Here is a 17,078-nt window from a genome sequence, read left to right as displayed (position 1 = left end):
GATGAGCATCCCCACCCCGTACGAGGACCTGCTGCGCGAGGTCATGGAGACCGGCAACGCCAAGGGCGACCGCACCGGCACCGGCACCCGCAGCCTGTTCGGCAAGCAGCTGCGCTACGACCTCTCCCAGGGCTTCCCGCTGATCACCACCAAGCGGGTCCATACCCGCTCGATCATCCTCGAGCTGCTGTGGTTCCTGCACGGGGACACCAATGCGCGCTGGCTGCAGGAGCGCGGCGTGAGCATCTGGGACGAGTGGGCGGACGAGCACGGGGACCTGGGCCCGGTCTACGGCGCGCAGTGGCGCTCCTGGCCCACGCCCGAGGGCGGCGTGATCGACCAGATCACCGACGTCGTCGAGCAGATCCGTACGAACCCCGACTCGCGCCGGCTGATCGTCTCGGCCTGGAACCCGGCCGACATCCCGAAGATGGCGCTCGCCCCCTGCCATGCCCTGTTCCAGTTCGAGGTGCACGACGGCAAGCTCTCCTGCCAGCTCTACCAGCGCAGCGCCGATCTGTTCCTCGGTGTGCCCTTCAACATCGCCAGCTACGCCCTGCTGACGCACATGGTCGCCCAGCAGACCGATCTCGAGGTGGGCGACTTCATCTGGACCGGCGGGGACTGCCACATCTACGACAACCACGTCGAGCAGGTCACCCGGCAGCTCTCCCGCGAGCCGTTCCCGTACCCGACGCTGCGGCTCGCGCGTCGGCCGGAGTCGATCCTCGACTACCAGCTGGAGGACGTCGAGATCCTCGACTACCAGCACCACCAGGGCATCAAGGCCCCGGTGGCGGTGTGAGTGCGCGGATCGGCCTGATCTGGGCTCAGGCCCGCGGCGGCGTGATCGGTGCGGGTGGCACCATGCCCTGGCACCTGAGCGAGGACCTCAAGCACTTCTCCCGCACCACCGCGGGCTCCCCCGTGGTGATGGGCCGACGCACCTGGGAGTCCTTCCCGGCGGCGTACCGGCCGCTGCCGGGGCGCACGAACATCGTCATCACCCGCGACGACGCCTTCGCCGCCGACGGCGCGGTGCGGGCGCAGAGCCTTCCCGATGCCCTCCGGATCGCGCGCGAGGTGCTCGCCGGCGAGGCGGGCACGTCGATGATCTGGGTGATCGGCGGCGGCGCGGTCTACCGCGAGGCGATCGCGAAGGCGGACCTGCTGGTGGTCACCGAGATCGACCTCGAGGTCGACGGGGACACCACGGCCCCCGCCATCCCGTCGGCCTTCTCCCGCGTCGCCGCAGATCCCGAACAGGGGTGGCACGAGGCGGTCGGCGGCCTGCGCTACCGGATCCTCACCCACTCCCGCTGAGAGGCTCGCCCACCCGCATGCTCGGTGCGTCGGCGTCGATCACCAGTTCCCGCAGGTGCATGTACCGCCCCGTGCGCGCCTCGTCCCAGGCGTGGAAGGCGATCACGTCCTGCCCGGCCGGTCCGACGGTCACCGAGTTGTGGCCGGGGCCGATGAACTCCTCATCGCTGCGCAGGAGCACGTCCGCCCCGTCGTCCGGGACCGTCCACGGCCCCTCCGGGGCGGTGGCCCAGGCCCAGGCGGTCCGGTAGCCCGGCCCCTGCCAGGACCCTCCCGACCAGGTCATCAGCAGCGTCCCGTCGCGCACCACCACGTGGGGTCCCTCGAGGGTGTGCCAGTCGTAGACCTGCTCGTAGTTCACCCGTCCCCGCGCGAAGAGCTGCCAGTCGTCGTAGGGGGCGAGAATGCTGAGCGTCTCGCCCATGGAGGACGGGGTGAGCAGCGGGGCGGCGGCGAGATGGGTGCCGGGGCGTTCGTGCTCCAGCACGTCCCGTGCGAAGAACAGCCACCAGCTGCCGTCCTCGAGGCGGCACGGGGAGGCGTCGATCGCGAACAGCTCGTCCGGGGTGAGCACCACGTCCTGACCGAGGAACGGGCCCCGGGGATCGTCGGCCCGGGCCACTCGGATCAGGTGCCCGCGGTCGCCGTGGCCCACGGAGTAGTACATCCACCAGGCTCCGTCGCGCTCGCACACCTCGGGCGCCCAGTAGGAGTCACCGGCTGCATCAGGCAGCGCCACCAGGACGTTCCCGATCCCCTGCCACGCCACCAGGTCCGGCGAGAACGCCGCGGGCACGGCCCGGCCGTCCTGGACCGGGCCGGTGCCGTAGGCGATCCAGCCGTCGGCCGTGCGGAGCACCGCCGGATCCGCGAGCGGGGTCGACCAGGCGGGCACCGCGCGCCCGGTCACCCCTTCAGCCCCGTCGCCGCGATGCCCGCCACCAGATAGCGCTGCAGCACGAAGAAGACCAGCAGCACCGGGATCAGGCTGATCGTCGCCGCCATGAACAGACCGCCGTAGTCGAAGGTCTGCGCGGTGAGGAAGGAGGAGAGGTAGATCTGCACCGTCATCGCGTTCTGCCCGTCCCCCGCGACCACCAGCGGCCACAGGAACGCGTTCCACGAGCCGATCAGGCCCAGCACCGTGAGCGCCGAGGCGAAGGGCAGGGTGTTCGGGAAGACGATCCGGAAGAAGGTGCGGAAGAAGCCCGCGCCGTCGATGTAGGCCGCCTCCTCGATCTCCCGCGGGAAGTTCACATAGAACTGCCGGAACAGGAACACGTTGAAGGCGCTGAACAGGCCCGGCACGATCAGGCCCTGCAGGGTGCCGATCCAGCCCAGCGACGCGACGATGATGAAGTTCGGGACGAACGCGGTGGTCGCCGGCACCAGCAGCACCACGATCACCAGGATGAACATCGGCTTCGCCGCCCGGTGCGGGATCCGCACCAGGGCATACCCGGCCAGCGCCGCGATCAGGATCGAGAGCGAGGTCGAGACGATCGCCATGATCGCAGAGTTCATCAGGGCGTCGAGGTACCGCGGATCCGCGAACAGCTCGGGGATGCGCTGCCACTGCGGATCGCTGGGCCAGAAGACGAAGTCCTGCGAATAGATCTCCTCGTTCGTGGACAGCGCCGTCTTGATCATCGCGTAGAACGGGATGAGGAAGACCAGGGCGAGCACGGAGGCGACCGCATAGCGCAGCACCAGGCCGGCGCTGCTGCGGTTCTGACCGACGATGTTCAGCTGAGCGGTCATCGCCGCACCTCCTTCTCCGCGCCGGACCGTCCGCCGCGGCGTCCCCGCAGCAAGCCGAAGCGTCGGCGGCCGGCGTCGTCGTTCGAGCCGAAGCCCACCAGCCAGGTCTGCAGGAGCCCGGCGAGGACCATGATCGCGGTGAGCACCAGGGCGCCCGCCGAGCCACGGCCGAAGTCCTGCTGCGGGCCGAGGGCGATGTTGTAGAGATAGACCAGCGGAGGCCGCGTCTCGGGATTGTTGCCGGTGAGGTTGTAGAACTCGTCGAACGCCTGGAAGGACGCGATGAGCAGGAGCAGCAGCACCGCGGCGGAGGTGGTGCGCAGCTGCGGCAGCGTGATCAGTCGGAACATCCTGAAGCCGCCGGGGTTCAGCCCGTCCACCGACGCCGCCTCGTACATCTGGGTCGGGATCGCCTGCAGCCCCGCGAGGAACAGCAGCATGTAGAAGCCGACCTGGAGCCACAGCCGCACGGTGACCAGCACGATCCACCAGTACGGCGAGGCGGAGAGCCACGCCGAGATCGAGTCGAGCCCGACCACGCCCAGCAGCTGGTTGACCACCCCGGATTCGAGGCCGTTGAACAGCGAGAGCCGCCAGACGACGCAGGCGACGACGTAGCTGCAGGCGGTGGGCAGGAAGAACACCGAGCGGAAGAAGGTCTGGAACCGGGGCAGCCCGTTGACCAGCACGGCGAGGCCGAGCGAGACCGCCATCGTCACCGGCACGATGAACAGCGCGAACACGATGAAGGTGCGCAGCGACTGCAGGAACGCGGTGTCGACGAGGAATCCCCGGAAGTTGTCCAGGCCGATGAACTTCGTGGGCAGCACGGTGCCGCGCGCCTCGAAGAGGCTCAGAGTCCCGCCCCACAGCAGCGGCAGGATCGTGAAGACGCACAGGCCCACCAGGAACGGGGTGAAGAACAGCCAGAAGGCGAGTCCGTTGCCCTTGATCCGGGTCGGGCCGGTGCGGGTCGCCGCGGGGGCGGCGGCCCGCACGGGGGCCGACGTGCTCACGACGCGATGGCCCGGTTGCTGGCCTCCTCGGCCTTGGCGAGCTCCTCGGCGGGATCGGCGCCGTTCTTGAGGATGTTGCTCACCGCGTCGTCGCGCGGGGTGCCGATGTCACCGGTGTACTCCGGCGGGCCGGTCACGCCCATCTCCTTGGCCATGGTGGCGATCTCGAGGCCGTTGCCCTCCTTGAGGGCCTCGGCCTGATCGGCCACGGCGGTGATCGGCGGGATGTGGAAGCCGTAGCTGAGGGACCAGTCGATCTGGTGATCGGTCTGGTCCACCCACAGCCACGTGGCGAAGGCCTTGGCCGCGTCGATCTTCTCGCTGTTGCCGGCGACCTGCTCGTTCCAGGAGCCCATGAAAGCGACCTGGCGGCCGTCGGAGCCGACGGCGGGATGCGGGAACACCCCGATGTCGTCGAGCTCCGCCTCGAGCGCGGGCAGCGCCCAGCAGCCGCCCCAGGTGATCGCGGCGAGCCCGGCCGCGAACGCCGCGGGATCCGCCCAGTCCGACGGGGCGCCGGTGAGCAGCACGTCGTCCTTGATCATCTGCTGGACCTGGCCGAGTCCGTCGGCGTAGCCGGGGGTGTTGTAGGCGACCGCATCCTTCGCCTCGTTCATCGGGGAGCCGCCCGCGGCCCAGATCATCGCCCAGGCGCTGGCGTCGTAGTTGTTGCCCAGGAACAGGCCCTTCTGATCGGGCGTGGTGAGCTCGGTCGCCGCGGCGACGAGGTCCTCCCAGGTCTCCGGCGGCGAGATCCCCGCCTTCTCGAAGAGGCTCTTGCGGTAGTAGAAGTGCTGCGGATCCAGGATCATGGGGATGCCCCAGATCTTGCCGTCGATCGTGACCGGCCCCAGCGAGGCCTCGTTGAACTGGTCCTTGACCGGCTCCATGATGTCGGTGAGGTCGACGTAGCGGCCCTGCTGGGCCTGGTCGACCGCGATGCCGTTGTTCTCGAAGACGTCGACGCCGCCGCCCGAGAGCAGGGCGGTGGAGAGGCGGGCGGCGTAGTCACCGGTGACCCAGTTGACGTTCACCGTCGCGTCCTCATAGGACTCGGCGTAGGTGGTGGCGGCCTGCTGCGTGCCCTCCTCGCCGTACTGGTGGTACCACTGCGAGAGGGTCTCCCCTCCCCCTCCTCCGCCGGTGAGGCCTCCGGTGTTGCCGCCGCACGCGGCGAGGCCGGCGCCGGCGAGCGCCATGCCGCCGAGACCGAGAGCATTACGACGTGAGAATCGAGGGGACTGATTCCTGCTGATCATGGCCATCTCCTTTGAGGCGGGATCGCGTCGCCACAGCGCGGCGCTGGCAGGAGTCTAACGTTGTAATCGGTGATCAGGATCACCATCAGGTCACAGATTTCCGCTGTGTCGCCGTGACGCTGTGTCGCCGTGTCCCCGTGTCGCCGCGGCTCACCCCTTCAGGCCGGAGCCGGTCACGCCCTCCACGATCTGACGCTGGAAGAACATGTACAGCACCACCAGCGGGAGGGCGGCGAGGATCGCGCCGGCCTGGATGTCCGCATAGCGCAGCCCGAAGCTGCCCTGCACCGTGGCCAGGCCCACCGGGATCGTCATCAGGCTCGGATTCGACATAACGAACAGCGGCAGCAGCAGGTTGTTCCAGGTCCACACGAAGGTGAGGATCGCGACCGCGGCGATGACGGGCCGCGACAGCGGCATCACGACGGACCAGTAGATGCGCCAGGAGCCGGCGCCGTCCACGCGTGCGGCCTCCTCCAGCTCCCGGGGGATCCCGTCGAAGAACTGCTTGAAGATGAACACCGCGATCACCGAGGGCACCTGCGGCAGGATAACCGCCCAGTAGGTGTTCAGCAGCTGCAGCAGGCGCAGCTCCTCGAAGATCGGCACGATCAGCACCTGACTGGGGATCATCAGTCCGATGATGATCGCCATGTAGATGATCGCCCGGCCGCGGAACTCCATACGGGACAGGGCGAAGGCCGCCATCGAGGCGAACAGCAGCGTCAGCACCGCCGTGACCACCGAGGTCACTGCGCTGGAGAGGTACCAGTTCCAGATGTCGCCCTGCCTCATGAGGCTCAGGTACGCCTCCAGCGTGGGGCTCCAGTCGCTGAGGATCTCCTGGGCGCCGAGGGCGGCGACGCCGTTGTCGGTGAGGGAGGTCTTGATCGCGAACAGGCTCGGGATCAGCCAGATGATCGCGAAGCCCACGAGGATCACCGTGGAGACGATGGCGAAGGTGCGGCCGCCACCGCCACCGGCGTGGGCGCCGGCCTGAGCGGGGGCTGCGCCCGAGACGACGGAGCGGCGCTTGCGGGTCCCGGTGGGACGAGGATCGGTGAGAGTCATGTCAGGAGGCCTCCTCGCGCTTCGCCCCGGCGCGGCTGATCAGCTGCTGGACGATGGCGATCACGATGATGATGAGGAACAGCAGGACCGACGCGGCCGACGCCGCACCGATGCGGTTGTCGGTGAACGCCGTATCGGTGATGAGCCCGAGCGCGACCTGGGTCGAGTTGCCGGGCCCGCCCGAGGTCATCAGGTAGACCTGGTCGAAGATCTTCAGGCTCGCGATGATCTGCAGCAGGATCACGAGCGCCGTGGTGCGGGCCAGCAGCGGGATCGTCACGGAGCGGATCTGCTGCCAGGAGCTCGCGCCGTCGACCGCGGCCGCCTCGTACAGCTGGCGGGGGATCTCCTGCAGACCGGCGAGATAGAGCACGAAGTTGAAGCCGATGGTCCACCAGATGGTGGCGATGGCGACGCCGATCATCGCCGTGCGCGGGTCCGAGAGCATGCCGTTGCCGGGCTCGAGGCCGAGCAGCCGTGCGGGCAGCGACCAGAGTCCGGTCGACGGAGTGAACACGAAGACCCAGATCAGGGAGATCGTGGCCGAGGGCAGGATGAAGGGCAGGAAGAACGCCAGGCGGAAGAACCACTGCCCGCGGGCCGCCCGGTTGGTCAGCACCGCCAGGACGAAGGAGAGCAGCACCAGCGGCGGCACGGTGTACAGCGTGAACTGGAGGGTGTGCCACAGGGAGGACCAGAAGTCGTCCCGGGAGAACATCTCGGTGTAGTTGTCGAGCCCGGCGAAGGAGCCGAGACCCGATCGGACCGTCGAGGTGTTGAAGAAGCTCGCGATCACCATCCAGAGCGTGGGGCCGACCATGAAGGCCGCATAGAAGAGCACGAAGGGGGCCAGGAAGAGCCAGGCCTGCGGCGTCCGGCGGCGCACCGAGGCGGTGCGGCGCGGGGGCGCTGCCGGGGGAGCTGACCGTCGGGCGGTCGGGGACGTCGTCGTCATGTCGTGGGCCTTCCGGGTCAGAGGGGGCTCGGGGTGGAGGTGTAGATCTCGAGCTGGCTCCGGATCGCGGCCAGGGCGCGCTCCGGGGTCGAGGCCCCCTGCTGGACGAGCCCCAGCTGAGCCCCGACGGTGTCCTCGAAGGTGGATCCCGAGCCCCCGTACCAGGCCGGGTCGTCGTAGACGGCGTGGTCGGCGGAGCTGGCGTAGTGGCGCTGCGGTTCGAGCGCCTGGAACTCCGGGCTCTCGAAGGTCGGCAGGTAGGAGGGGATGTGCCCGCCCTCGGCCCAGAGCAGGCTCTGCTCGAGCATGGCCTTGATGAACTGCATCGCGAGCCTCCGCTGCTCGGGCGAGCGGTCCTTGCGGGGCAGGATGAAGGTGTGGGAGTCGGCCTGGACGGCCGGCCTGTCGAAGAGCTGCGGGATCGGCGCCATGCCGAAGTCGAGACCCTCGATCGACTGCGCGGTCGCGATCTCCCACTCGCCCTGCAGGTAGAAGCCGGCCTTCCCGGTGAACATCTCCGTCTGCGAGGTGGCGTAGTCGAGGTTCGAGTTCAGCCACCCCTTCTCGACCCACTCCTGGATGGTGGTCATCACGGTGAGGAAGGAGTCCTCGTCCACGCTCAGCACCGCGCCGTCCTCCGAGAGGAACGGGGTGGCTGTCTCGAGCTGGTTGTAGAGCGTCCAGAAGAAGCGCCACGGGGTGGAGGTCTCCGAGACGTTGGCGACCGTGATCGCGAGCCCGCCGGTGACGGCGCTGATCTCCGCGAGCGCCGCCTCGAAGGTGTCCTTGCCGGAGAGGTCGATGAGCAGGCCATCGCCGTCGAGCAGCCCGGCCTGCTCGCAGACCTCCCTGTGGTAGAAGAGCGTGAAGGGGTGCGTGTCGATCGGGATGGCGATGTTCTGACCGTCGGTGACCTGCGTCGACCAGGCCTGCTCGTTGAAGTCGGTCGTGGAGAGGCCGACGCCCGCCAGGTCCTCCTCGGTGATCGCCTCCAGGAGACCGCCCGCCCACAGCGGCTTCGCCCGGGTGAGGTGGGCGACGGCGACATCCGGCGGCTGATTGCCCACGGTGGAGAGGGTCAGCTTCGAGTAGTACGGGTTTCCCCAGGTCAGGGTGGTCGCCTGCAGGGAGCCGGGACCGTGCTGCTCCCGGTAGGCAGCCTGCATGTCCTGCATGCGCACGCCGTCACCGCCGCCGAACAGGTTCCAGTAGACGACCGTGCCGGGGTCCAGCTCCGAGCCGAGCAGCCCGGCCCCGAGAGGTGTCGAGCAGCCGCTGAGCGAGAGGCCGGTGGCCGCGAGCGCCCCGGCGCCGAGGACGCCTCGGCGGCTCAGCGCGGGCGTGGAGGGCGATCCTCCGGGCACGAGGCGGGGTGGGCGGTTCCTCATCAGAGCACTCCATCGGGTCGGAATCAGGTCCAGTCAGCAGCAGGTCGGGAGCAGATCCAGTCGGGAGCAGAGCGGAAGCAGATCAGGAGCTCTCCGGCCCGCCGCGCCGACGCCACCGTCGGCGCCTGCGCCACCGACTGCGGCGCACTGTGTGCCAGCTCACGTCCACTCCTGAGGTGGACCTTACATCGTTGCAGAATCTGACGCAATGAACCCCCGCCGCAGGTCATCGGCGTTTTCTGGAGATTCCGGGCAGCACTCTGGAGATTCCGGGCAGCACGATGACTCGGACCCTCGCAGGAGGGTCCGAGTCATGCCCCGTGCGTGCGGAGGCTCAGGCGCCCGACTGCGAGCGCTTCTTGTTCCAGACGTCGAAGGCGACGGCGATCAGCAGCACCACGCCGCGCACCACGGACTGGGTGGGCTGGGAGATGCCCATGATCGACATGCCGTTGGACATCACGGCCATGATCAGACCGCCGATGATGGCGCCCTGGACCTTGCCCACGCCGCCGGTGACCGCTGCGCCGCCGATGAACGCCGCGGCGATCGCATCGAGCTCGAACATGTTGCCGGCGCCGGGCTGGGCGCTGTTGGAGCGCGCCGAGTAGACGATGCCCGCGACCGCCGAGAGCAGCCCCATGTTCACGAACAGCCACATGTTCACCCGGCGGGTCTTGACGCCGGAGAGCTGCGCGGCCTGGAGGTTGCCGCCCATCGCGTAGATGTGCCGACCGAAGATGGTGCGCTGGCTGATGAAGCCATAGATGAGCACCAGCGCGGCCAGCAGGATCAGCACCACCGGCAGACCGCGGGCATGGGCCAGCTGCCACGCGAAGGCCATCACCACGGCGGCGATCGCGAGGTTCTTCACCCAGAACAGGTACTGGGCCTCGACCTGCTGCTTGTACTTCAGCTTCGCGAGGCGGCCGCGGTACTGCTGGATCGCGAACACCACGATCAGCGCCGCGGCGAGGAACAGGGTGAAGGCGTCGAAGCCGTTGCCGCCGAGCAGCCCGTTGAGGAAGCCGCCGGAGATGTACTGGTACTGCTCGGGGAACGGCGAGAGCGAGACGTTGCCGAGGACCTGCATGGCCAGGCCGCGGAAGATGAGCATGCCGGCCAGGGTGACGATGAAGGCGGGGATGCCCACGTACGCGACCCAGAAGCCCTGCCACAGCCCCACCAGCACACCGGTGCCGAGCGCCGCGAGCACGCCCACCCACCAGGGCAGGCCGTTGCCGATCACGACCACGGCGGCGACAGCCCCGGTCAGCGCGACCACCGAGCCCACCGAGAGGTCGATGTGCCCGGCCACGATGATCATCACCATGCCGATCGCGAGGATCAGGATGTAGGAGTACTGCAGCACCAGGTTGGTGAGATTGCCCGGGCTGAGCAGCGCACCGTCGGTGAGGATCGCGAACAGCACGATGATGAACACGAACGCGATGTAGATGCCGCTCTGGCGCATGTTGCGCGTCAGCAGCTCCTTGATGTCAGAAGTTCCGGCCATGAGGCGCGCTCACTCCCTCTCCATGGTCATGAGCTCCATGAGGTGCTCCTGGGTGGCGTCCTGGATCGCGACCTCGCCGGTGATCCGACCCGCGGACAGTGTGTAGATGCGATCGGCCACGCCCATCACCTCGGGCAGTTCCGAGGAGATGACGATGATGGCCTTGCCCGCCTCGGCGAGCTCGTTGATGATCGAGTAGATCTCGTACTTCGCGCCGACATCGACGCCACGGGTGGGCTCATCGAGGATGAGCACCTCCGGCTCGGTGTACAGCCACTTGCTGAGCACCACCTTCTGCTGGTTGCCGCCCGAGAGCTTCCCGACGCTCGCCATCACCGTGGGCGTCTTGATGTTCAGCGAGGAGCGGTAGCGCTCGGCGACCGCGATCTCCTCGTTGCCGTTGATCCAGCCGCCGGAGGTGATCTTCTTCAGCGCGGCGGCGGTGACGTTGGTGCGGATGTCCTGGATGAGGTTCAGTCCGTACTGCTTGCGGTCCTCGGAGACGTAGGCGATGCCGGCGTCGATCGCGTCGGCGACGGTGCGCATCTGCACCGGACGGCCGTGCATGTAGGCCGTGCCGGAGATGTCGCGGCCGTAGGAGTGGCCGAACACGCTCATCGCGAGCTCGGTGCGGCCGGCGCCCATCAGCCCGGCGATGCCCACCACCTCGCCGGCGCGGACGGTCAGCGAGGCCCCGTCGACGACGATGCGGCCGGCCTGGGTGGGGTGGCCGACGTGCCAGTCCTCGATCCGGAAGATCTCCTCGCCGATCTCGGCGTCGCGCGTCGGGTAGAGGCTCTCCATGTCCCGGCCCACCATGCCCTTGATGATGCGGGGTATGAGCGTGGGCCTGTCCTGCTCGGGCACGCGCATGTCGATGGTCTCGATCGTCGAGCCGTCGCGGATGACCGTGGTGGCGTCGGCGATCGCGGCGATCTCCCCGAGCTTGTGGGAGATGATGATGCTGGTGACGCCCTCGTCCCGCAGGCCACGGATGAGGGAGAGCAGATGCTCCGAGTCGTCGTCGTTCAGGGCCGCGGTCGGCTCGTCGAGGATCAGCAGCGTCACGTTCTTCGAGAGCGCCTTGGCGATCTCGACAAGCTGCTGCTTGCCCACGCCCAACTGGCCGACGGGCGTGACGGGCTTCTCCTTCAGCCCCACGCGCTCCAGCAGCTCGGCGGCGCGCGCATTGGTCTCGTGCCAGCTGATCACGCCGCCACGGGCCTGCTCGTTGCCCAGGAAGATGTTCTCGGCGATGGAGAGGTGGGGCACCAGGGCGAGCTCCTGGTGGATGATCACGATGCCCTCGGCCTCGGAGTCGTTGATCGAGGTGAAGCTGACGGGACGGCCGCGGTAGTGGATCTCGCCCTCGTAGCTGCCGGCCGGTTCGACACCGGAGAGCACCTTCATGAGAGTGGACTTGCCGGCGCCGTTCTCGCCGCAGATCGCGTGGATCTCGTGATCGTCGACGGTGAGCGACACGTCCTTGAGCGCGACCACGCCGGGGAATCGCTTGGTGATGGACCGCATCTCGAGGATGTGTTCGGCCACTGGGGTCCTCCTTCGGGCAGGGGGTACCGGCGGCGCGGGGCGCGCCGGTACCCCACCGGGTGCTGCTGTGCTTCTCTGCTCAGAGCTGGCCGGACTCGACCTGCTCCTCGGTGTAGTAGCCGGAGTCGACCATGGTCTCCTCGTAGTTGTTCTCCAGCACCATCTGCACGTCGAGCAGGTACGAGGGGACGACCTTCACGCCGTTGTCGTAGGTCTCGGTGTCGTTGGCCTCGGGCTCATCGCCGTTGAGGATCGACTCCGCCGCGACGATCGCCTGCTCGGCGAGGTTGCGGGTGTCCTTGAAGATGGTCGAGTGCTGGACGCCGTCGGCGATCAGCTTGATCGAGGCGATCTCCGCGTCCTGCCCGGTGACGACCGGCAGGCCCTCCTCGATGGTGGGGCCGAGGCCCCGGTTCTGCAGGGCGTTGATGATGCCGCGCGAGAGCGGATCGGCCGGGGCCAGCACGCCGTCCAGCTCGGTCCCCCCGTTGTAGTGGGTGGTCAGCAGGGTCTCCATGCGCTTCTGGGCGGTCTCCTGCTCCCAGCGCTGGGTGGCGGCCTGGTCGATGTCCATCTGCCCGGAGGGGACCTCCAGGGTCCCGTCGTCGAAGAAGGGCTTCAGGGTGTCGATCGCGCCCTGCCAGAACAGGTGGGCGTTGTTGTCGTCGAGCGACCCGGCGAAGAGCTCGACGTTCAGCGGGCCCTCGGGGGCGTCGCCGGCCGGCTCGAAGCTCTCGTCGAGCAGACCCAGGCCGAACAGCAGCGCGTTGGCCTGGTTCACGCCCACGGTGTAGTTGTCGAAGGTGACGTAGAAGTCGACGTTCTCGCTGTCGGTGAGCAGTCGGTCGTAGGCGATCACGGGGATGCCCGCGTCGGCTGCGGCGTCGAGCTGGGACGAGAGGGAGGCGCCGTCGATCGAGGCGATGAGCAGCACGCTCACGCCGGAGTTGATCATCTGGTCGATCTGCTGCTGCTGGGTGGGGATCGCATCACCCGCGTACTGCATGTCGACCGTGAAGCCCTTGTCCTCCAGGCCCTTCTTGATGTTGTTGCCGTCGGCCACCCAGCGCTCGTAGGTCTGGGTCGGCATCGCGACGCCGACGGTCTGCTCGCTGGGGGCGGCATCGGGGTCGGGGCCGCCGGATCCGGCGCCTTCGCCGCCGCAGGCGGCCAGTCCGAGCGCGGCCGCTGCGGCCGTCGCTCCCAGCATGAAGGTTCTGCGGTTGTGCATGGGACTCTCCTCGTCGAAATCGCCATCTGCTGCGTGCAGCAGGGACGCCCTGCCGGCCTGCGCGGCACCGTCGGCGTCCATGCCGTCCACGGTGCCGACGGAGAGTCGGCGGAGCTGCTGTGCGGTCCGCGCGCCGACCGTGGCGCGGCACCACCGGCGACGGTGGGGACCGCTCGAATGGTAACGTTCACATCGACACAGCTGTCAACCGGCCGGGCCCCGAAACGGGTCACAACTCGGCAACGGACGGCAAGTGCTTGCGCAGGGACCGGCATGATCCTCCAGGCTGCGACGCACTCGCCTCCCCTTTCCCCGATCGGAGACGACCCCATGACTCCCGTTCCGCGCCGCCCCTCCATGGGCGATGTCGCCGACCGTGCCGGCGTCTCCTACCAGACCGTCTCCCGCGTGCTCAACGAGCCGGAGATCGTCCGGCCCGAGACCCGCGAACGGGTGCAGGCCGCGATCGCCGAGCTCGGCTATACCCGCAACCGGGCGGCGCGCGCGCTGAAGACCTCCCGCTCCTCGCTGATCGGCGTGCTCACCGACGACCTCTCCCTGTTCGGCCCTGCTGAGACCACCACCGCGATCGAGGCCGCCGCCCGCGAGGCCGGGTACTCGGTGGTGCTCACTTCGATGCCGCCCGATCCGCGCGCCGCCCGGAAGGTGGGGGGCGAGCTGCTGGGATCCGGTGTCGAGGGGATCCTGGCGATCGCCGCCCACGAGGGGATGACCCCGGCGGTCACCGAGGTCGCGCGCTCCACGCCGGTGGTCGCCGTCTCCGCCCAGCCCCCGCAGGAGGCCGTCGCCGAGGTGGTCGGCATCGACCAGGCGCTCGGAGCGCACCACGTCGTCGAGCACCTGCAGCGCACCGGCGTGCGCTCGATCGTCCACATCGCCGGGCCGGCGGACTGGTTCGACGCCCGGGCCCGACGCCTCGGCTTCACCTCGGCGCTCGAGGAGCTCGGACTCGACGGCGAGGTGGTGGGGCCGGGCGAGTGGACCCCGCGCTCCGGCTACGAGCTCACCACCGACCTGATCCGCACCGGCCCGCCCGAGGCGATCTTCGCCGCCAGCGACATGATCGCGATCGGCGTGCTGCACGCCCTGCACGAGCACGGACTGCGGGTGCCGCAGGACGTCGCCGTGGTCGGCTTCGACAACACGCTCGGCGCGGAGTTCCTGATCCCCTCGCTCACCACCGTCGCGCAGCCGTTCGTCGAGGTGGGACGCGTTGCGCTGCGTCACCTGGTGAGCTTGCTGGACGGAGACCCCGCCGCGTCGCAGTGCCCGCGCACGCTGCCCCCGCGACTCGTGGTGCGACGCTCGACGCGGCCCGAGCGCACGCACTGAGGGGTCCTGCGGGGCTCCGGGGAACTCTGAGGGGCACTGAGGGCGCCGAGGGGCGCTGAGGGACCCGCGCGCCGCGTCCGACCTCCGGGGAAACGGTCTCCGACACCTTCGATGTGAACGTTGACATGACGGGGGTCGGATGGTTCAGTGGACTCATGACGCACGCTGCCGTGACCTCCGCCGCCTCTCCCGACGCGGCCACCCTCATCGCCGAGGGACGTGCCCACCTGGGGCTCGAACTCGGATCCACCCGCATCAAGGCCGCCCTCATCGACGACTCGGGCGCCGTGCTGGGCACCGGCTCTCACACCTGGGAGAACCAGCTGGTGGACGACAGCTGGACCTACTCCCTGGAGGCCGTCCGCACCGGCATCCAGGACTGCTACGGCTCGCTGGTCGCGGAGGTGCGCGAGCGCCACGGCATCGAGCTCACGCAGCTCGCGAGCCTGGGCATCTCCGCGATGATGCACGGCTACCTCCCCCTCGATGCGGAGGGCGAGCAGCTGGCCCCCTTCCGCACCTGGCGCAACACCTACACCACCGATGCCGCCGCCGAGCTCAGCCGCGCGCTCGGCGTGAACATCCCGCTGCGCTGGAGCATCGCGCACCTGCTCCATGCGATCCGCGGCGGCGAGGCCCATGTGCAGCAGCTCGCCCGGCTCACCACCCTGGCCGGCTACGTCCACCAGCAGCTCACCGGGCGGTTCGTGCTCGGAGTGGGCGATGCCAGCGGCATGTTCCCGATCGCCGCCGCCGGCGACGGCTTCGACCCCGAGCAGCTGGAGCGCTTCGCCGCGCTCGAGGGCATCTCCGCCCTGCCCTGGTCGCTGAAGGAGGTGCTGCCCGAGGTGCTCACCGCCGGGCAGGACGCCGGCAGCCTCACCTCCGAGGGTGCGGCGCTGCTGGACCCCACCGGCACCCTGCAGCCGGGCGCGGTCGCCGCTCCCCCCGAGGGCGATGCGGGCACCGGCATGGTCGCCACCCACGCGATCGCCCCCCGCACCGGCAACGTCTCCGCCGGGACCAGCGCCTTCGCCATGGTGGTGCTCGAGGGACCGCTCTCGGGCCCCCGCGAGGAGATCGACATGGTCACCACCCCCGCCGGTGATCCGGTGGCGATGATCCACACCAACAACTGCGCCGGGGACCTCGACGCCTGGCTGGGGCTCTTCGGCCGCTTCGCCGAGCTGCTGGGCCGCCCCACCGACTCCGAGGAGCTCTACCGCGTCCTCTTCGGCGCGGGAGCCGAGGGCGAGGCCGATGCCGGCGGAGTGCTCAGCTACAACTACATCTCCGGCGAGCACCAGACGGGCGTGCCCTCGGGACGCCCCCTGCTGGTGCGGGAGCAGGGTGCCCGCTTCACGCTCGAGAACTTCATGCGCTCCCAGCTCTACGGTGCCTTCGGCGCGCTCGCGGTGGGCATGGAGGCGCTGCTGAAGGACGAGGGCGTGCAGCTGGACGTCATGTACGCCCACGGCGGCATCTTCCGCACCGCGGGCATCGCCCAGCAGGTGCTGGCCGATGCGATCGCCACCCCCGTCGCCGTCGGCGACTCCGCCGGGGAGGGCGGGGCCTGGGGCATGGCGCTGCTGGCGGCCTTCACCGCACAGGTCCGCGGGGAGAGCGGATCCGACGACGCCGCCGCTTCCCCCGCCTCCTCCCCCGCCTCGCTCAGCGAGTTCCTCGCCGAGCAGGTGTTCGCCGACCAGCAGCTGAGCACGCGCCGGCCCGAGGAGGCCGGGATGGCAGGTCATGCGCAGTGGCTGAGCGGCTACCGCACGGCCCTGCCCGTCGAGCGGCTGGCCGGCGAGCTGCTCGACTGACCCGCCCCGTCGGCCCTCATCCCCCACCCCTCGCCCCGATCCAGGAGTCCCCATGACCCTCGTCCTCGCCGAGCTGCCCCCCTCCACCCAGGAGGCGGTCGCCGCGACCCGTGAGCGCGTCGCCGCCCTGCACGCCGAGCTGCCCCGCAACGGCCTGGTGGTCTGGACCGCCGGCAACGTCTCCGAGCGCGTGCCCGCGACCGATCCCGGGGTTCCGGGCCTGCTGGTCATCAAGCCCTCCGGCGTCTCCTACGACGAGCTGAGCGCCGAGAACATGGTGGTGTGCACCCTGGACGGCGCGAAGATCGTCGACGGCACTCCTGATGAGCTGACACCCTCCTCCGACACCGCCGCGCACGCCTACGTGTACGCGCACATGGACGAGGTGGGCGGCGTGGTCCACACCCACTCCACCTACGCCACCGCCTGGGCCGCGCGCGGCGAGGAGATCCCCTGCGTGCTGACGATGATGGGTGACGAGTTCGGCGGTCCCGTGCCCGTCGGCCCCTTCGCGATCATCGGTGACGACTCCATCGGCCGCGGCATCGTCGAGACCCTCTCAGGGCATCGCAGCCCCGCCGTGCTGATGCAGAACCACGGCCCCTTCACGATCGGCAATGACGCCCGCGCCGCGGTGAAGGCCGCAGTGATGGTGGAGGAGGTGGCACGCACCGTGCACATCTCCCGCCAGCTCGGGGAGCCGCTGTCCATCGACCCGCAGCACATCGACTCCCTGTACGACCGCTACCAGAACGTCTACGGCCAGCGCTGACGCCGGTCCCCCACCCCCCCCCGCTCAGAGACGAGGACCCCCATGCAGAATCCCTTCGA

General features: G+C 69.3%; 15 protein-coding genes. 5 read left to right on the top strand and 10 right to left on the bottom strand.

The annotated features are described in order from the left end of the window. The first annotated feature begins 1 nt into the window (after position 1). Positions 2-805 (top strand): thymidylate synthase, encoded by an 804-nt coding sequence (locus VF289_RS09280; protein WP_330883348.1) that lies wholly within the window; start codon positions 2-4, stop codon positions 803-805. Further along, positions 802-1,323, top strand: a complete 522-nt coding sequence (locus tag VF289_RS09275) for a dihydrofolate reductase (RefSeq protein ID WP_330883346.1) — start codon at positions 802-804, stop codon at positions 1,321-1,323. The genes VF289_RS09280 and VF289_RS09275 overlap by 4 nt, the downstream gene beginning before the upstream one ends. Here VF289_RS09275 and VF289_RS09270 read toward each other — a convergent pair. The 10 genes from VF289_RS09270 to chvE all read right to left on the bottom strand — a co-directional run bounded on the left by VF289_RS09270 (position 1,307) and on the right by chvE (position 13,071). Further along, the gene (locus VF289_RS09270; RefSeq protein WP_330883344.1) at positions 1,307-2,218 is read right to left on the bottom strand and encodes a glycoside hydrolase family 43 protein; all 912 of its coding nucleotides are present in this window, start codon (positions 2,216-2,218) and stop codon (positions 1,307-1,309) included. The genes VF289_RS09275 and VF289_RS09270 overlap by 17 nt on opposite strands. Positions 2,219-2,229: 11 nt before the next feature. Further along, positions 2,230-3,084: a carbohydrate ABC transporter permease gene (locus VF289_RS09265; protein WP_330883342.1), complete on the bottom strand. Its 855-nt coding sequence runs from the start codon at positions 3,082-3,084 to the stop codon at positions 2,230-2,232. Beyond that, a complete protein-coding gene (locus tag VF289_RS09260) occupies positions 3,081-4,100 on the bottom strand; it encodes a sugar ABC transporter permease (protein WP_330883341.1) in 1,020 nt (339 codons plus the stop codon). Before VF289_RS09260 ends, VF289_RS09265 begins: the two co-directional genes overlap by 4 nt. Next, positions 4,097-5,359, bottom strand: coding sequence for an ABC transporter substrate-binding protein (locus VF289_RS09255; RefSeq protein ID WP_330883338.1), 1,263 nt, complete (start codon positions 5,357-5,359; stop codon positions 4,097-4,099). The genes VF289_RS09260 and VF289_RS09255 overlap by 4 nt, the downstream gene beginning before the upstream one ends. A 150-nt stretch (positions 5,360-5,509) precedes the next feature. After that, positions 5,510-6,430: a carbohydrate ABC transporter permease gene (locus tag VF289_RS09250; RefSeq protein ID WP_330883336.1), complete on the bottom strand. Its 921-nt coding sequence runs from the start codon at positions 6,428-6,430 to the stop codon at positions 5,510-5,512. Position 6,431: 1 nt separating this feature from the next. Continuing rightward, a complete protein-coding gene (locus tag VF289_RS09245) occupies positions 6,432-7,385 on the bottom strand; it encodes a sugar ABC transporter permease (protein WP_330883334.1) in 954 nt (317 codons plus the stop codon). Positions 7,386-7,402: 17 nt separating this feature from the next. Then, on the bottom strand, positions 7,403-8,773 hold the full coding sequence (locus VF289_RS09240) for an extracellular solute-binding protein (protein WP_330883332.1): 1,371 nt from the start codon (positions 8,771-8,773) through the stop codon (positions 7,403-7,405). 334 nt (positions 8,774-9,107) lie between these two features. Continuing rightward, complete coding sequence (gene mmsB, locus VF289_RS09235) at positions 9,108-10,289, bottom strand: multiple monosaccharide ABC transporter permease (protein ID WP_330883330.1); 1,182 nt, start codon at positions 10,287-10,289, stop codon at positions 9,108-9,110. 9 nt (positions 10,290-10,298) lie between these two features. Further along, on the bottom strand, positions 10,299-11,840 hold the full coding sequence (mmsA, locus tag VF289_RS09230; RefSeq protein WP_330883328.1) for a multiple monosaccharide ABC transporter ATP-binding protein: 1,542 nt from the start codon (positions 11,838-11,840) through the stop codon (positions 10,299-10,301). Positions 11,841-11,919: 79 nt separating this feature from the next. After that, complete coding sequence (chvE, locus tag VF289_RS09225) at positions 11,920-13,071, bottom strand: multiple monosaccharide ABC transporter substrate-binding protein (protein ID WP_330883326.1); 1,152 nt, start codon at positions 13,069-13,071, stop codon at positions 11,920-11,922. A gap of 330 nt (positions 13,072-13,401) precedes the next feature. Here chvE and VF289_RS09220 point away from each other — a divergent pair, with 330 nt between their 5' ends. The 3 genes from VF289_RS09220 to VF289_RS09210 all read left to right on the top strand — a co-directional run bounded on the left by VF289_RS09220 (position 13,402) and on the right by VF289_RS09210 (position 17,019). Continuing rightward, positions 13,402-14,424 (top strand): LacI family DNA-binding transcriptional regulator, encoded by a 1,023-nt coding sequence (locus VF289_RS09220; RefSeq protein ID WP_330883324.1) that lies wholly within the window; start codon positions 13,402-13,404, stop codon positions 14,422-14,424. Positions 14,425-14,579: 155 nt separating this feature from the next. After that, complete coding sequence (locus VF289_RS09215) at positions 14,580-16,247, top strand: xylulokinase (RefSeq protein ID WP_330883322.1); 1,668 nt, start codon at positions 14,580-14,582, stop codon at positions 16,245-16,247. 52 nt (positions 16,248-16,299) lie between these two features. Continuing rightward, positions 16,300-17,019 (top strand): L-ribulose-5-phosphate 4-epimerase, encoded by a 720-nt coding sequence (locus VF289_RS09210; RefSeq protein WP_330883320.1) that lies wholly within the window; start codon positions 16,300-16,302, stop codon positions 17,017-17,019. Positions 17,020-17,078: the final 59 nt, after the last annotated feature.

Source organism: Brachybacterium sp. (assembly GCF_036379615.1).
In the GTDB taxonomy this organism is placed as follows: domain Bacteria; phylum Actinomycetota; class Actinomycetes; order Actinomycetales; family Dermabacteraceae; genus Brachybacterium.
The sequence above is the reverse complement of the archived record's forward strand: the minus strand, read 5'-3'. Positions and strand labels throughout refer to the sequence as shown.

What these genes read in the sequence shown, in the direction of transcription:
- VF289_RS09280 (WP_330883348.1), top strand. Translation starts at nt 2, where the DNA reads ATGAGCATCCCCACCCCGTACGAGGACCTGCTGCGCGAGGTCATGGAG.
- VF289_RS09265 (WP_330883342.1), bottom strand. Translation starts at nt 3,084, where the DNA reads ATGACCGCTCAGCTGAACATCGTCGGTCAGAACCGCAGCAGCGCCGGC.
- VF289_RS09255 (WP_330883338.1), bottom strand. Translation starts at nt 5,359, where the DNA reads ATGATCAGCAGGAATCAGTCCCCTCGATTCTCACGTCGTAATGCTCTC.
- VF289_RS09250 (WP_330883336.1), bottom strand. Translation starts at nt 6,430, where the DNA reads ATGACTCTCACCGATCCTCGTCCCACCGGGACCCGCAAGCGCCGCTCC.
- VF289_RS09245 (WP_330883334.1), bottom strand. Translation starts at nt 7,385, where the DNA reads ATGACGACGACGTCCCCGACCGCCCGACGGTCAGCTCCCCCGGCAGCG.
- VF289_RS09240 (WP_330883332.1), bottom strand. Translation starts at nt 8,773, where the DNA reads ATGAGGAACCGCCCACCCCGCCTCGTGCCCGGAGGATCGCCCTCCACG.
- mmsB (WP_330883330.1), bottom strand. Translation starts at nt 10,289, where the DNA reads ATGGCCGGAACTTCTGACATCAAGGAGCTGCTGACGCGCAACATGCGC.
- chvE (WP_330883326.1), bottom strand. Translation starts at nt 13,071, where the DNA reads ATGCACAACCGCAGAACCTTCATGCTGGGAGCGACGGCCGCAGCGGCC.
- VF289_RS09220 (WP_330883324.1), top strand. Translation starts at nt 13,402, where the DNA reads ATGACTCCCGTTCCGCGCCGCCCCTCCATGGGCGATGTCGCCGACCGT.
- VF289_RS09215 (WP_330883322.1), top strand. Translation starts at nt 14,580, where the DNA reads ATGACGCACGCTGCCGTGACCTCCGCCGCCTCTCCCGACGCGGCCACC.
- VF289_RS09210 (WP_330883320.1), top strand. Translation starts at nt 16,300, where the DNA reads ATGACCCTCGTCCTCGCCGAGCTGCCCCCCTCCACCCAGGAGGCGGTC.